The sequence below is a fragment of the Pseudomonas sp. PDM01 genome (assembly GCF_014852325.1).
Lineage (GTDB): Bacteria > Pseudomonadota > Gammaproteobacteria > Pseudomonadales > Pseudomonadaceae > Aquipseudomonas > Aquipseudomonas migulae.
This window is the reverse complement of the sequence record NZ_JACVBK010000004.1, coordinates 147,365-160,498: the sequence shown is the minus strand read 5'-3', so window position 1 is coordinate 160,498 and position 13,134 is coordinate 147,365. Positions and strand designations below refer to the sequence as shown.

The window sequence follows — 13,134 nt, the reverse complement described above, 5'->3', positions numbered from 1 at the left end:
TCTAGCCGGTGGTTTTGCTGACCAAACCATCCGCCCTGAACATCCCGCGAATCCCGCGCACCGCCTGACGAATCCGGTCCTGGTTTTCGATCAGCGCGAAGCGCACATGATCATCCCCGTATTCCCCGAACCCGACACCCGGCGAGACGCAGACCTTGGCCTCGGCGAGCAGTTTCTTGGCGAATTCCAACGAGCCAAGGTGCGCATACGCTTCGGGAATCTTCGCCCAGACGTACATCGACGCTTTCGGGTTTTCCACCATCCAGCCCAGTTCATGCAGGCCTTTGACCAGCACGTTGCGCCGCTGCCGATACTGCTCGGCGATGTCTTTCACGCACTGCTGATCGCCTTCCAGCGCCGCAATCGCCGCGACTTGCAGCGGTGTGAAGGTGCCGTAGTCGTGGTAGCTCTTGATCCGCGCCAGGGCGTTGACCAGTTCCGGGTTGCCGACCATGAAACCGATGCGCCAGCCCGCCATGTTGTAGCTCTTGGACAGGGTGAAAAACTCCACCGCAATGTCCTTGGCGCCCGGTACTTGCATGATCGACGGGGCTTTCCAGCCGTCGTAGACGATGTCGGCGTAGGCCAGGTCATGCACCACCAGTACGTCGTACTGTTTGGCGAGGGCGATGACGCGTTCGAAGAAATCCAGCTCAACGCACTGCGCGGTGGGGTTGGACGGGAAGCCGAGGATCATCATTTTCGGTTTCGGGATCGAGCCGCGAATCGCCCGTTCCAGTTCGGCGAAGAAGTCCACGCCCGGAATCAACGGCACCGAACGCACCTGGGCGCCGGCAATCACGGCACCGTAGATGTGAATCGGGTAGCTCGGGTTCGGCACCAGCACGGTGTCGCCCTGGTCCAGGGTGGCGAGCATCAAGTGCGCCAGGCCTTCCTTGGAACCGATGGTCACGATGGCTTCGCTTTCCGGGTCGATGTCGACCTCGTAGCGTTCCTTGTACCAGTTGGAAATCGCCCGGCGCAGACGCGGAATGCCCTTGGACGTGGAATAACCGTGGGTGTCTTCGCGCTGGGCGACGGTGACGAGTTTTTCGACAATGTGCGGCGGCGTCGGGCCGTCGGGATTGCCCATGCTCAAGTCGATGATGTCTTCGCCACGGCGACGGGCGGCCATCTTCAGCTCGGCGGTGATGTTGAATACGTAAGGGGGGAGTCGATCTATGCGCGCAAAGCGGCGCGGCGAACCTTGTTCGGCCATTGTTGCCTCGGATAACGTAAGCGCCCGGAACCGTCCGAGCGACGCTGGTCACTGCGGTGACCTGTGGCGGAATGTAAGGGCAGCTGTGGCAGACTGTCCAGCCTCCACGTAAATAATTTTTTTCCGAAGGAAATCGGTCGATGGAATTTAGCAGCGGCTTTCTGCTGAGCCTTTCTCTGTGCCTGGACATCGGCGTAGCCAATATCGCGATGATCACGCTGGCCATGCAGCGCGGCTATTTTCAAGGCTTTGCGCTGGGGTTGGGCACCTGTGTCGGCGACCTGATCTACGCCGTGCTGGCCTTGGCCGGCATGACCGTTTTGCTGCAATACGAAACCGTGCGCTGGGTGTTGTGGATTGGTGGTTCGGCGTTGCTGATCTATTTCGCGGCGAAGATGATCTATTCGGCGATCCACCATGAGGCGCTGTTGGCCGAGACCGCCGACGTGGGCCACAACTCGCACCGCAAGGAGTTCTTTCGCGGGATCTTCCTGGCGATGTCGTCACCCAGCGCCATTCTCTGGTTCGCGGCGGTGGGCGGCACGCTGATCGCGCGGTCTGGCGGTGGCGGGGCGCTCAGCTCGGCATTGTTCCTCGGCGGATTTCTCTGTGCCGGACTGTTGTGGTCGGCAGGTCTGTGCTTTGCCGCGAGCCATGGCGGCAAGTTACTGGGCGACAAGCTGCTGCGTTATTCGTACATGGCATCGGCGGCGATCTTCTGCTATTTCGCGGTGTACGTGATCCTATCGGGGTACAACGAGTTTGTTGGCGCTGGCGCCGCCGAGGCGTTGCATACGCTGTAATTGGGCGAATCGGGTTTGGCTTCTATACTCCTAGCCGAACCCACTTTTTGTACCAGGAGCCGAGTCATGGATGATAAAAAAAGCGTCGAAATCCCGGAACCACGCTTCGAACATGGGCACTTCCTGCTCATTGCAGGGCTTGGTGGACGGTTTACTCAGCAAACCACCCAGGGCATTCCTGCGCTCTGGGAAAAATTCATTCCGCACATCGGAAACGTTCCGGGCCAGAAGGGCGAAGTGACCTACGGCGTGTGTTGCAATTTCGATGGCAAGGGCGGCTTCGACTACATCGCCGGCGTCGAGATCAGCAAGCTCGACGACTTGCCGGACCAGTACCGTTGGGTAGAGGTCCAGCCTCAGTATTACGCGGTGTTCGAGCATAAAGGGCCGCTGGATGCATTGCCGCAGCTGTTTCAGCACATCTTCGGCACCTGGCAACCGCAGTCCGGGCATGAAGTGTTGGATGCTCCGGAATATGAGCGCTACAGCGAAGACTTCAACCCGAAGCTCAACACCGGGAAACTGGAAATCTGGGTGCCGATCAAAGCGTGAGGCGTACGTCGGGAGGCGGATCAACGATGCGCCTCTCGATGTCATGCCCAGGCTGATTTATGATCCCCAGCCTTTCCCCGCTGATTCCGAGCCGCCATGAACACCGTCATCCGCCACGTCACCCCCGCTGACCTGGACCGCTGCTACGCCATCGAAACCGTTGCCTACGAAGGTGACGAAGCTGCCACCCGAGAAAAAATCGCCACGCGCATCGCCACCTGGCCTGAAGGTTTCATCGTCGCCGAAGTGGACGGCGTTGTAGCCGGTTTCATCAACTCCGGTGCGGCGTTTCAGGTGGAAATGTCGGACGAAGCGTTCAAGGAACTGATCGGCCACGACCCGGCCGGCCCGCACGTGGTGATCATGTCGGTGGTGGTGCATCCGGATTATCAGGGGCGGGGTTTGGCGAAACGTCTGATGGGCGAGTTCATCGAGCGCATGCGTGCGCTGGGCAAGACCAGCATCAACCTGATGTGCAAGGAGCGGCACATTCCGCTGTACGCCGGGTTCGGATTTGCCTACATCAAACCTTCCGCGTCGGACCATGGCGGAATGGCGTGGCATGAGATGGTGTTGGCGCTCTGATTGATGCGGTGTGGTGTGAAATGCTTTCGCGGGCAAGCCTCGCTCCTACAGGTTTGGTGTGCTCCTGAATTCACCATGAACCTGTAGGAGCGAGGCTTGCCCGCGAAGGCAATCCAAAAGTCGCCACATCGATCTAATAAAGACTGTCCCGCACCCTCACCGGCGCTTCCCGGTCATATGTCTCTGCATCAAACTGCCCATCATTCAACCGCTTGTGAAACGCCCCCGCCGTCGGCAGCGCCGAGCGATCCAGGTGCTTCTCGGGGTTCCACAAATCCGAACGCACAATCGCTTTCGAACAGTGAAAAAACGCCGCCTCCACCGTCACCAGCATCACCGTGCGCGCGGGTTTACCGTTGACCGCGAAGCTTTCCAGCAAGGCCGGCTCATTGCTGATCTGCGCTGCGCCGTTGACCCGCAAGGTTTCGCCGATCCCCGGGATGATGAACAACAGCGACACCCGCGGATCGAACACCACATTGCGTAGCGTGTCGATGCGGTTGTTGCCCGGGCGATCCGGGATCGCCAGGGTGCGCTCATCGATGATTCGCACGAAACCCGGTGTGTCGCCGCGCGGCGAGCCGTCCAGGCCGTCGGGGCCGACCGAGCTGATGATCACCAGCGGCGAGGCGCGGACCATCGCTTGATAATCCTCGTTCAGAAAGGCGATTTGCTTGCGTACCGCGCGTTCGTGGGGTTGGCCGTAAATTGCTTCCAGTGCTTCGATGCTGTCGAGCATAACCACCTCAGAAAATCAGCCCCATCCGCCGTTCGTAACCGATCCGGCCCTTGTAGGCCTCGCCGCTGTCGACCCAGCCGAATTTTGCATACAGCGCGATGGCCGCTTCGTTGTCCGCATCCACCGACAACTCCAGCCCCCGTATTTCCGGAAACGCCTGACGCGCGACCTCCGGCAAGGCTTGCAGGCAGGCCTTGCCATAACCTTTGCCTTGATGACGCTGATCGACTTGCAACGCATGCAGGGTGGCGCTGTGTTCGTCGGCCCAGGCCGGCAGCACCGGCGGGCGTTTGAGCAGCAGGAAAGCCACCGGGACATCCTCGACCAGCAGGGCGAATCCTTTGACGCCGGGGCCGGGTTTGGACAGCAGGGTGTGCAACGCACCGTGGATGTCGCCGGAGAACTTGATCTGTTCCTGATGAACTTCGATGGCCTCCACCTCTTGGCGCTGCTTCGCGTTCAGGCTTTCGTAAGGCACGAGTCGGGTTGTCACTGGAGTGTCCTTTTTCCAACAGAAATGAGCCTCGGATTCTAGCGAGTTTGCGCCCATGGATTATTTTTAATTTGACTGTCGATTTGGCGTTTTGCCAGGCGACTAAGGGTGTCTTCACAACAAAAAACACGGAGAACCACCATGAACGCTACCCACGAAATCCAGGCCCTGATCGACAGTTATCGTCAGGCGGTCATCACCAAGGATCTCGAGAAAATCATGGCGTTGTATGCCGAGGACATCGTCTCCTACGACGCGGTCAAGGCACTGCAGTTTCGCGGCAAGGCGGCCTACCGCGCGCATTGGCTGGAATGCATGGAAATGTGCCAGGGCCCGCACACCTTTGATTTTGACCAGATGAACATCGTGGCCGACGAACACATCGCCTTCGCCCATTGGCTGGCCCATTGCGGCGGCACCAACGAGAAGGGCGAAACCCAGGCCTGCTGGATGCGCGTGACCGGCTGCTATCGGCGCGAGGCCGGGCAATGGCGCATCGTCCATGAACACTGGTCGGCGCCGTTCGACATGACGAGCGGCACCGCGCTGTTCGGTCTGCAGCCCTGATCGTCGGGAAGTGCCCCCCACGCGCCAAACTGCAGCCATAGTTGATCAGTTCGATCCGGAGAGCCCCATGAAGTATTTATGCCTGGTCTACAGCAACGAACAGGAGTTGCACTCGCTGCCCGAAAGTCCCAACGACGCCGAGTGCATGGCCTACGCCGAATCGATCCAGGGCAGCGGCCGCATGCTCGCCGCCGAAGCGCTGGAGTCGGTGCAGACCGCGACCACCGTGCGCATGCGCAACGGCAAAGTGTCGATCACCGACGGCCCGTTCGCCGAAACCAAGGAGCAGTTGGCCGGCTTCTACCTGATCGACGCCAAGGACCTCAATGAAGCCCTTCAGGTCGCCGGCAACATTCCGGCGGCCCGGGTCGGCTGTGTCGAGGTGCGACCGGTTCGTCAATTGAATCCCTGATAAGGAGGTTTGCGTGGTGATGTGGGTGATTGAAGGCCATCGGCACTGATGGCTGACGTGTCGGTCAAGGCTCGGGTCGAGCAGGTTTACCGCGAAGATTCGCGGCGAATCCTCGCGACCCTGATTCGTTTGCTCGGTGATTTCGATCTTGCCGAGGAGGCCCTGCACGAGGCTTTTTTCATCGCGGTCGAGCGTTGGCAGCGTGACGGTGTGCCGGACAATCCGCGTGCCTGGCTGGTGTCCACCGGGCGCTTCAAGGCCATCGACGGCTTGCGTCGGCGCGCGCGGTTTGCCGCGTCCCGGCCGATGCTGATCGCGCAACTGGAAGCGCTGGAGCAGGCCGACTGGAGTGACGAAGACGTGGAAGACGATCGTCTGCGTTTGATCTTCACCTGTTGTCACCCGGCACTCGCGGCGGATGCTCAAGTGCCGCTGACGTTGCGCGAAGTCTGCGACCTGACTACCGAAGAAATCGCCCGGGCGTTTCTCTCGGCACCGGCCACCATTGCCCAGCGCATCGTGCGCGCCAAGGCGAAAATCCGCGACGCGAAAATCCCTTATCAGGTGCCGACCCTGGCGGAATTGCCTGAGCGTCTCGACAGCGTGCTGCGGGTGATTTACCTGGTGTTCAACGAAGGTTACTCGGCGTCCATCGGTGCTGAACTGACTCGCGAGGATCTGACCCGCGAGGCCATCCGGCTCGGCCGATTGGTCATGGAATTGCTGCCCGAACCCGAAGTGATGGGCCTGCTGGCGCTGATGCTGTTGCATGAGTCACGACGCCCGGCGCGAACGTCGGCGAGTGGTGAGCTGATTGTGCTGGATGAGCAGGACCGTTCGCTGTGGGATGCCGGGTTGATTGCCGAAGGGTGCGCGCTGATTGCGCAGGCGTTGACCTCGCGGCGATTCGGGCCTTACTGCCTGCAAGCGGCGATTGCGGCGGTGCATGCCGAAGCGCCGACGGCGGGGGAGACGGACTGGGCGCAGATTGCGGGTTTGTATGATGTGCTGTTGGCGGCGGTGCCTTCACCGGTGATTGAGCTGAATCGCGCGGCGGCGATCGCCAAACGGGATGGACCGTTGGCGGGGTTGACGTTGGTTGAAGGGATTCTGAATCGCGGCGAATTGCTGGATTACCACCTGGCGCATTCGGCGCGGGCGGAGTTTTGTCGGCAGTTGGGCAGGGTGGAGGAGGCGCGGGCGGCGTATGAGCGGGCGTTGGAATTGACGCAGCAGGTGCCGGAGCGGCGGTTTATCGAGGCGCGGATCAGAGCGTTAAAGTGAGGTGAATTTGCCGGCCCCATCGCGAGCAGGCTCGCTCCCACAGGGATCGGTGGTGTCCACAAATTTGTGACCGACGCGATCAACTGTGGGAGTGAGCCTGCTCGCGATGGCCGCACCGCTATTCCAACATCTTGCCCAACAACCAGCTCCCCGCCGGCCCCGGCGGATGCAGCCGCGACCACAGCGCATCGACGAACAGCGGCTTCGGCCACCCTCGCACGTTCAACTCCTGCAACGTCCCGGCATCAAACCGCCCCACCAGCCATCGCGGCAACGGCGCCCAGCCGAATCCACCCTGAGCCATTTCCAGCAGCATCAAGTAACTCGGTGCCGACCAGACGCGCCCCTTCGCCCGGCTTTCATACGGATTGACGATGGTCGCCAGACGCAGCTCCCGGTGCTGCTGCAACAGCTCCTGATCGATTCCGGTCAGGGTCGCCAGCGGATGCTCACGGGACACGAACAAAGCGATTTCCGTTCGCTCCTGCACCGTCGAACTGACCAGGTCCGGCGGGTAACTGTCCTGCTGCTCGGCGAACGCCACATGCGCCCGACCGCTTTGCACCAGCGCCACCAGGTCATCGCATTCGGCGATCAGGCATTCGAGTTCCAGGTCCGGGTAGCGCTGCTCGAACGCACTGAGCGCCGCTTCGAAACGGTCGGACTGATAGGTGTCGGAAATCGCCACGGTCAGCTTCGGCTCGACACCCTGAGAGAGTTGGCTGGCGGTCATTTCCAGGCGGCTGGTGGCCGCGAGGATTTCCTCGGCCCGTTGCAGCATCACGTGCCCGGCCGGCGTCAGCGTGGGCTTGCGGCTGCTGCGGTCGAACAACACCAGATTCAGATCGATCTCCAGGCTCGCCACCGCAGCACTGATGGTCGACTGACTGCGCCCCAGTTTGCGCGCCGCCGCGGAAAACGAGCCTTGGGTCGCCGCTTGCACAAACGCCTGCAACACTTCCTGAGAGGCCATGAACTATCGCCTTGATCGATGGTTATTGGTTATGAAGTATCGGCGTGAGGATGGATCATGGCAACCACAGTCACTCAGGGAGTTCTGCTCATGAACGCCAACAAATCCATCACTGAACGTATTTTCCAGGCCATCGGCTTTGAACTGCTGGCCATCGTGATCTGCACCCCGTTGCTGGCGTGGATCATGGACAAGCCGATGCTCGACATGGGCGTCGTCACCGTTGTCATTGCGGCGCTGGCCCTGGCCTGGAACGTGATCTTCAACGGGATTTTTGACCGCGTGCTGACGCGATTCGAGATTGCGCACAACGCCTGGACGCGAGTCGTTCATGCGCTGCTGTTTGAAGGCGGGTTGGTGGCGGTCGGCGTGCCGCTGATTGCCTGGTGGCTCAACGTCAGCCTGTGGCAGGCGTTCTTGCTGGATATCGGGGTGTTGCTGTTTTTCCTGCCGTACACCTACGTTTACCACTGGGTGTATGACGTAGTGCGCGAACGGCTTGTGATGCGAGAGTCTTGCGAAACCTGAAAACAAACCCTGTAGGAGCCAGCTTGCTGGCGATGGTGTGTCAGTCAGAGTGGTATCGACTGACACACCATCGCCAGCAAGCTGGCTCCTACAGGGGGTATGCGTTAGACGTGGAAGTAGCCTACGCAGCTGTCAAACGGCAGACGCTTGAGCTCGATCTTGTTCAGGTCCAGCACTTCACGCAGGGCCTTGGTTTCGCCCGGGAAGTTGCGGTAAGCGACTTCGTCCAGCACCACGATGGCGCCTTTTGGCATGTACGGCAGGAAGGTTTCCAGCGCGACTTTGGTCGATTCGTACAGGTCGGTGTCGAGGATCAGCATGGCCACGACCAGGTCCGGACGGGTCTTGACCCACTCCGGTACGGTCTTGACGATGTCGCCCTTGACCAGTTCGCAACGCGGGATGCGGTTGACCGGACGCAGCAAGTCGTTGGCGTCGATCATGTCCTGGATCAGCGACTGGTCGGTGTCGGCGAACATGGTCTCGTTGACGTCGGCCGGGTCTTCTTTCTTGTCGATGCTCTGGAAGCCTTCGAAGGTGTCGAAGCCCACGATCGAACGGTTGATCGCGTACGGTTCCAGGATCATCGACAAGTGCATGTACAGCATCAGCGAGTTGCCCTTGTACACGCCGCACTCGATGATCGCACCCGGTACTTCAGCGACTTTCTTGAACAGTTCCATACGCGACAGTGCAGCGGTCACGCCGATGCGGTTGGCGAAGACGAACGGTGCGTCGGCCACGTACTCGGCATCGACCCGTTTCAGAACGTTGGCACGGGTTTCGTTGTACTGGGCCTCGGCAGGCGTGATGCGACGCTTGGTCATGCTTCGATTCCTTGGAAATTAGAAAAGTCGTGGGCGTGGAAATAGTCTTTGAAACCTGCGCCGACGTCAGGGCAGGCGCTGTCGACGTTGATCGCGCCGCGCTTGTGCTTGAGGTCGTCGAGGTGCATCAGGCGGAAATCCACGCTGAAACGGGTTTGTTGCGTGTAGTTGGGCACCGTGCCGTGCAGGTGTGAGCCCGAGAAAACCAGCATCTCGGCGGTGTTGCCGGCGATGCGAATTTCGGACGCGGTGTTGATCGCTTCGGTGGGCACCGGGTGTTGGCGTGCCTCTTCCTTGACGTTGTCCTTGGCGCGTTGACGTTGTACGCCAATCCAGTCCGACAGGCTCCATTGCGCCGAGGTGTTTTTCACCGGGGCATCGAAGTAGGCCGGGTTGATCATCATGGTCTGGTCAGGCTGGATCGTGTAGACCGGCATCCAGGTATTGATCTGGCAATCGACGCCGCCGTACCAGGTATCGCGATGCGGCTTGTAGGCATAGCTGACGCCCGCATGCAGGTAGTCGTAGTTGGGCACGACGCGGATACGCGGTACGTCGAAGATGAATTCTTCGGGGGCGGCACCGATCTCTTCGGTGAAGCTGCGAATCAGTTCTTTGGCACGCAGGCTGTTGGTGAACTGGCCCTTGAGGCGCGTCACCAGTACGACGAATTCTTCCACCGGCATCAGCGTGTGCAGCGCCTGGTGGTTGGTCTCGCCGTCGAAGGCAGCGGTGATGCTTTCCTGGGCGAACGCGCACAGCTCTTTGGCGGCGCGCAGTTGTGTGTTCAGGAAGATGTCGCCGCCATAGATGGCTTCTTTGAAGTCAGCTTTGTGTTGAAGCTGATTGATGTACAGATTCACGGTTCCTCTCCTGAATACATCGAGTCTCTTAAGAGTCGGCCACACGTTAGCAAACTGAAGTGCAATCCGGTGGGCGGAGGACCAATAAAAACGCAATCCCCTGAATTTGCGACGAAAAGCATTCTCCAGACAAAAAAAAAACCCTGTAGGAGCGAGTGGTGCGGCATTCCGACTTGCCCGCGAAGGCGGTGTGTCATTCAACAAATGTTGTCGACTGACACACCGCCTTCGCGGGCAAGCCTCGCTCCTACAGGGGGGCTTAATAATCCTCGCGTTTTTTGAATGCCCAACGCCCTGCAATCACCGTAAACGTCGCGACCAAGGCCACCAGGATCCAGAACCCCTCCGGATCCTGCGATAGCGGCACGCCCCCCACGTTCATGCCAAAAAAACCGGCAATGATGTTGATCGGCAACGCCAACACCGTGACCACGGTCAAGGTGAACAGCGTGCGGTTGCTTTGCTCGTTGAGGTTGGCGGCAATCTCTTCCTGCAACAGCTTGATCCGCTCACCCAGCGCCGTGAGGTCGTTGATGATCAGCGCAAACTCCTCGGTGGATTTGCGCAGCTCCTTCACGTCTTCCTTCTGCAACCATTGCGGCGGGCGATTGAGCAGGCGCAGCAACGAGCCCGGCTCCAGCGCCAGCAGCCGTTGCAAGCGCACCAGCACCCGGCGATTGGCGCCCAGCTCTGCGCGGTTGGTCGACAGCCGCGAGGACAGCAATTCATCTTCGATCTGATCGACGCTGAGGCTGGTCTTGCGCACGATCTGCGTCAGCACTTCGCCCTGGTCGCGCAGCAAATGCACGAGCAATTCCAGCGGCGAGCGAAAACGCTCACCGGCCTTCACCGAGGAACGCAACTTGTCTACCGAGTGCAGCGGTTGCAGGCGCGCGCTGATAATCAGCCGACTACGCGCACACACCCACAGCGTCGACACGTCCGAGGAGACCATGCTGCTGAGGTTGAACACCACGTCGTTGACTACCGCCAGCAACGCCGAATCGACATGCTCGATGCGCGTCGAACGTGAGCCTTCATGCAAGGCTTCGAAAAACTCGTCGGGCAATTCCAGATGACTTTTCATCCAGCGCTCGCACGCGGCATGAGCGAGGTTCAGGTGCAGCCAGAGAAATTCGTCGCTGTCGTCCGGTTGTTGCAGGGACCGCAACGCCATGGCCGAATCGATTTCCCGACCGCGTTCGCCGGGACGAAAACTGAAACCGTACAGCAGACCAAACAGGTCCGGGTCGCGATGGCTTTGGTCGATGCTGTGGTTCATGAGGTCTCGCTGTGAGGAGGCGGCCTGTCGCGGGTTTCACAGGTTCACTTGAGCCGCATCATCGCAAGGCGTCTTGACAGTTTTGTGACAGCTTCGCGGAGCTGGCCAAGTGCCTTCTACCGGCGGTCGGAACCGCTCAAGAACGGCCCTGAAACGCCGATCTCGTAGGAGCCGGCTTGCTGCGGGCGGCGTTCCGACGATAGCGTGCTGCCAGTCAATAGATTTCCCGACTGACCGGACGCTATCGCCAGCAAGCTGGCTCCTACAAAGAGCATGCGTTCGACGTTGTAGACAGGGAATGTCCGGATTATTTTCACGCCTCCCAAGGGCGTGCCTCATTCCTGTCACGAGTACCTTCCGATGTCTTTGCAAAAGTCCTTGAGAGCGCAAATTCTCGCCCTGTTGAGCGGCAGCCTGTTTGCGATGCTGTTGATCGCCCTGGCCTGTTTTCACTTTCTGTCGAATGGCGTTCAAAGCTACGCGAATCTCATTGACGGCCCGCTGCACACCTCTCAATTGATCGATGAAGCCAACCTGCAATTCAAGGTGCAGGTGCAGGAATGGAAAAACGTCCTGCTGCGTGGCAAGCAACCGGCAGACCTGGACAAATACTGGAAGCAATTCGAAGACCGTCAGCGCGAGGTGCAGGGCATCCTCGGCGAACTGGCCGGGCAGAAGGGCATCGAGCCGCAACTCAAGATCCGCATCGAACGCCTGCGTGACGAGCATCGTCAGTTGGGCGCGGCATACCAGAAAGGTCGCGATGCTTACGTGGCGGCCGGTGCCGATCCAACGGCGGGCGACACCGCGGTCAAGGGCGTGGACCGGGCAGCCAGCGATCAGATGAGTGAACTGGTCAGCGAATTGCGCAAACAGGGCGTCGAGCAGTCGAAGCTGATCAGCGCCAGCGCCGATCGCACCGTGTTGTTGGGCATCATTGTGATGCTCGCTTCGGGCCTGTTGATCGGGCTGTTGAGCCTGTGGCTGGTGAATCGCAACCTGGTTGAACCGATCCGCAAATTGATCGACTACGTGGCGCAACTCAGCCAGGGCAAGTTTGCCGAGCGCGTGGCCAGCACCCGTCAGGATGAGCTGGGCAAACTGGCGATCGCGGCCAATACGCTGCGCGATTTCCTCGCCGAAACCTTCAGCCGCTTGCAGGTCAGTGCCAAGGATCTGGACGGCGCCAGCAGTGAGTTGAATTCGATCGCCAGCCTCATGGCCAGTGGTACCAACGAACAGTTCAACCGCACTGATCAGGTGGCCACGGCGATGAACGAAATGTCTGCCACCGCGCAAGAAGTCGCGCGCCACGCCGCCGATGCGGCACGTGCCGCCGACGATGCCGACCAGTCCGCCCAGCAGGGCGAAAAAGTCATGCAGGGCACCATCCACACCATCACTCGCATGCGCGGCGAAATCGCCAACACCGCCACGGTCATCCGCCAACTGGAAACTGACAGCGGCCGCATCGGCAAGGTGCTGGAAGTGATTCGCGGCATCGCCGAGCAAACCAACCTGCTGGCACTCAACGCCGCCATCGAAGCGGCGCGTGCCGGTGAGGCGGGGCGCGGTTTTGCCGTGGTGGCCGATGAAGTACGCAGCCTGGCCCAGCGCACGGCGGCGTCGATCATCGAGATCAACCAGATCATCCAGACCGTGCAAACCGGTGCGGTGGACGCGGCTCAGGCGATAGAAAGCGGCCAGTCGCGCAGCGAGGAAAGCGTTCAGCAAGTGACCGAGGCCGGCGCCATGCTGGAGCGCATCACGCATGCCGTGGAAGCGATTCGCGACATGAACCGCCAGATCGCCACCGCCGCCGAAGAGCAGACCTCGGTCGCCGAAGACATCTCGCGCAACCTCACCGAGATCACCAGCATCGCCAGTACCAACCTCGACAATGTGCAACGTACCGAAGCTGCCAGCCATAACCTGCACGGGTTGTCGGGGCAGTTGAACGAGGTGACGGCGCGCTTGAGCGCCTAAGGAAAATGGCTGTGTACCGGC

At 60.2% G+C, this 13,134-nt stretch carries 15 protein-coding genes; 8 read left to right on the top strand and 7 right to left on the bottom strand.

Annotation, left to right across the window (positions count from 1 at the left end):
- Window position 1: 1 nt before the first annotated feature.
- Window positions 2–1,219, bottom strand: coding sequence for an alanine transaminase (gene alaC / locus IB246_RS11565; RefSeq protein ID WP_008038550.1), 1,218 nt, complete (start codon window positions 1,217–1,219; stop codon window positions 2–4).
- A 140-nt stretch (window positions 1,220–1,359) separates the two neighbouring features.
- Here alaC and IB246_RS11560 point away from each other — a divergent pair, with 140 nt between their 5' ends.
- From IB246_RS11560 to IB246_RS11550, 3 genes are all read left to right on the top strand, one after another.
- Window positions 1,360–2,022, top strand: a complete 663-nt coding sequence (locus IB246_RS11560; RefSeq protein WP_008038549.1) for a LysE family translocator — start codon at window positions 1,360–1,362, stop codon at window positions 2,020–2,022.
- 66 nt (window positions 2,023–2,088) lie between these two features.
- A complete protein-coding gene (locus tag IB246_RS11555; RefSeq protein WP_008038547.1) occupies window positions 2,089–2,574 on the top strand; it encodes a GyrI-like domain-containing protein in 486 nt (161 codons plus the stop codon).
- Between the two features lie 96 nt (window positions 2,575–2,670).
- Complete coding sequence (locus tag IB246_RS11550; RefSeq protein ID WP_008038545.1) at window positions 2,671–3,159, top strand: GNAT family N-acetyltransferase; 489 nt, start codon at window positions 2,671–2,673, stop codon at window positions 3,157–3,159.
- 133 nt (window positions 3,160–3,292) lie between these two features.
- Here the strand turns inward: IB246_RS11550 and IB246_RS11545 are convergent, their stop codons facing one another.
- Complete coding sequence (locus IB246_RS11545) at window positions 3,293–3,898, bottom strand: pyridoxamine 5'-phosphate oxidase family protein (RefSeq protein ID WP_008038543.1); 606 nt, start codon at window positions 3,896–3,898, stop codon at window positions 3,293–3,295.
- 7 nt (window positions 3,899–3,905) lie between these two features.
- Entirely contained in the window at window positions 3,906–4,391 is a 486-nt protein-coding gene (locus tag IB246_RS11540) for a GNAT family N-acetyltransferase (protein WP_008038541.1), read from the bottom strand.
- A 141-nt stretch (window positions 4,392–4,532) separates the two neighbouring features.
- On the opposite strand from IB246_RS11540, the gene IB246_RS11535 reads away from it, so the two are divergent.
- The 3 genes from IB246_RS11535 to IB246_RS11525 all read left to right on the top strand — a co-directional run bounded on the left by IB246_RS11535 (window position 4,533) and on the right by IB246_RS11525 (window position 6,654).
- Window positions 4,533–4,958, top strand: a complete 426-nt coding sequence (locus tag IB246_RS11535; RefSeq protein WP_008038540.1) for a YybH family protein — start codon at window positions 4,533–4,535, stop codon at window positions 4,956–4,958.
- Window positions 4,959–5,025: 67 nt separating this feature from the next.
- Complete coding sequence (locus IB246_RS11530) at window positions 5,026–5,370, top strand: YciI family protein (protein WP_008032567.1); 345 nt, start codon at window positions 5,026–5,028, stop codon at window positions 5,368–5,370.
- Window positions 5,371–5,418: 48 nt separating this feature from the next.
- Window positions 5,419–6,654: an RNA polymerase sigma factor gene (locus tag IB246_RS11525; RefSeq protein ID WP_008038539.1), complete on the top strand. Its 1,236-nt coding sequence runs from the start codon at window positions 5,419–5,421 to the stop codon at window positions 6,652–6,654.
- A gap of 118 nt (window positions 6,655–6,772) precedes the next feature.
- Here IB246_RS11525 and IB246_RS11520 read toward each other — a convergent pair whose 3' ends face one another.
- Window positions 6,773–7,627 carry a LysR family transcriptional regulator gene (locus tag IB246_RS11520; RefSeq protein WP_008032563.1) on the bottom strand — a complete coding sequence of 285 codons (855 nt, stop codon included), beginning with the start codon at window positions 7,625–7,627 and terminating at the stop codon, window positions 6,773–6,775.
- A gap of 90 nt (window positions 7,628–7,717) precedes the next feature.
- Here IB246_RS11520 and IB246_RS11515 point away from each other — a divergent pair, with 90 nt between their 5' ends.
- Window positions 7,718–8,155: a multidrug/biocide efflux PACE transporter gene (locus tag IB246_RS11515; RefSeq protein WP_008038536.1), complete on the top strand. Its 438-nt coding sequence runs from the start codon at window positions 7,718–7,720 to the stop codon at window positions 8,153–8,155.
- A gap of 104 nt (window positions 8,156–8,259) precedes the next feature.
- Here the strand turns inward: IB246_RS11515 and IB246_RS11510 are convergent, their stop codons facing one another.
- From IB246_RS11510 to IB246_RS11500, 3 genes are all read right to left on the bottom strand, one after another.
- Window positions 8,260–8,982, bottom strand: coding sequence for a TylF/MycF/NovP-related O-methyltransferase (locus IB246_RS11510; protein WP_008038533.1), 723 nt, complete (start codon window positions 8,980–8,982; stop codon window positions 8,260–8,262).
- Window positions 8,979–9,845 carry a hypothetical protein gene (locus IB246_RS11505; protein WP_008038531.1) on the bottom strand — a complete coding sequence of 289 codons (867 nt, stop codon included), beginning with the start codon at window positions 9,843–9,845 and terminating at the stop codon, window positions 8,979–8,981. Before IB246_RS11505 ends, IB246_RS11510 begins: the two co-directional genes overlap by 4 nt.
- 259 nt (window positions 9,846–10,104) lie before the next feature.
- Complete coding sequence (locus IB246_RS11500; protein WP_008032555.1) at window positions 10,105–11,127, bottom strand: transporter; 1,023 nt, start codon at window positions 11,125–11,127, stop codon at window positions 10,105–10,107.
- A 360-nt stretch (window positions 11,128–11,487) separates the two neighbouring features.
- Here IB246_RS11500 and IB246_RS11495 point away from each other — a divergent pair, with 360 nt between their 5' ends.
- A complete protein-coding gene (locus tag IB246_RS11495; RefSeq protein WP_192230037.1) occupies window positions 11,488–13,113 on the top strand; it encodes a methyl-accepting chemotaxis protein in 1,626 nt (541 codons plus the stop codon).
- Window positions 13,114–13,134: the final 21 nt, after the last annotated feature.

Bases quoted from the DNA above. Each gene is read 5' to 3' on its own strand.
- IB246_RS11545 (WP_008038543.1), bottom strand. From the start codon at position 3,898: ATGCTCGACAGCATCGAAGCACTGGAAGCAATTTACGGCCAACCCCAC.
- IB246_RS11555 (WP_008038547.1), top strand. From the start codon at position 2,089: ATGGATGATAAAAAAAGCGTCGAAATCCCGGAACCACGCTTCGAACAT.
- IB246_RS11550 (WP_008038545.1), top strand. From the start codon at position 2,671: ATGAACACCGTCATCCGCCACGTCACCCCCGCTGACCTGGACCGCTGC.
- IB246_RS11515 (WP_008038536.1), top strand. From the start codon at position 7,718: ATGAACGCCAACAAATCCATCACTGAACGTATTTTCCAGGCCATCGGC.
- alaC (WP_008038550.1), bottom strand. From the start codon at position 1,219: ATGGCCGAACAAGGTTCGCCGCGCCGCTTTGCGCGCATAGATCGACTC.
- IB246_RS11530 (WP_008032567.1), top strand. From the start codon at position 5,026: ATGAAGTATTTATGCCTGGTCTACAGCAACGAACAGGAGTTGCACTCG.
- IB246_RS11520 (WP_008032563.1), bottom strand. From the start codon at position 7,627: ATGGCCTCTCAGGAAGTGTTGCAGGCGTTTGTGCAAGCGGCGACCCAA.
- IB246_RS11535 (WP_008038540.1), top strand. From the start codon at position 4,533: ATGAACGCTACCCACGAAATCCAGGCCCTGATCGACAGTTATCGTCAG.
- IB246_RS11500 (WP_008032555.1), bottom strand. From the start codon at position 11,127: ATGAACCACAGCATCGACCAAAGCCATCGCGACCCGGACCTGTTTGGT.
- IB246_RS11510 (WP_008038533.1), bottom strand. From the start codon at position 8,982: ATGACCAAGCGTCGCATCACGCCTGCCGAGGCCCAGTACAACGAAACC.
- IB246_RS11495 (WP_192230037.1), top strand. From the start codon at position 11,488: ATGTCTTTGCAAAAGTCCTTGAGAGCGCAAATTCTCGCCCTGTTGAGC.
- IB246_RS11525 (WP_008038539.1), top strand. From the start codon at position 5,419: ATGGCTGACGTGTCGGTCAAGGCTCGGGTCGAGCAGGTTTACCGCGAA.
- IB246_RS11560 (WP_008038549.1), top strand. From the start codon at position 1,360: ATGGAATTTAGCAGCGGCTTTCTGCTGAGCCTTTCTCTGTGCCTGGAC.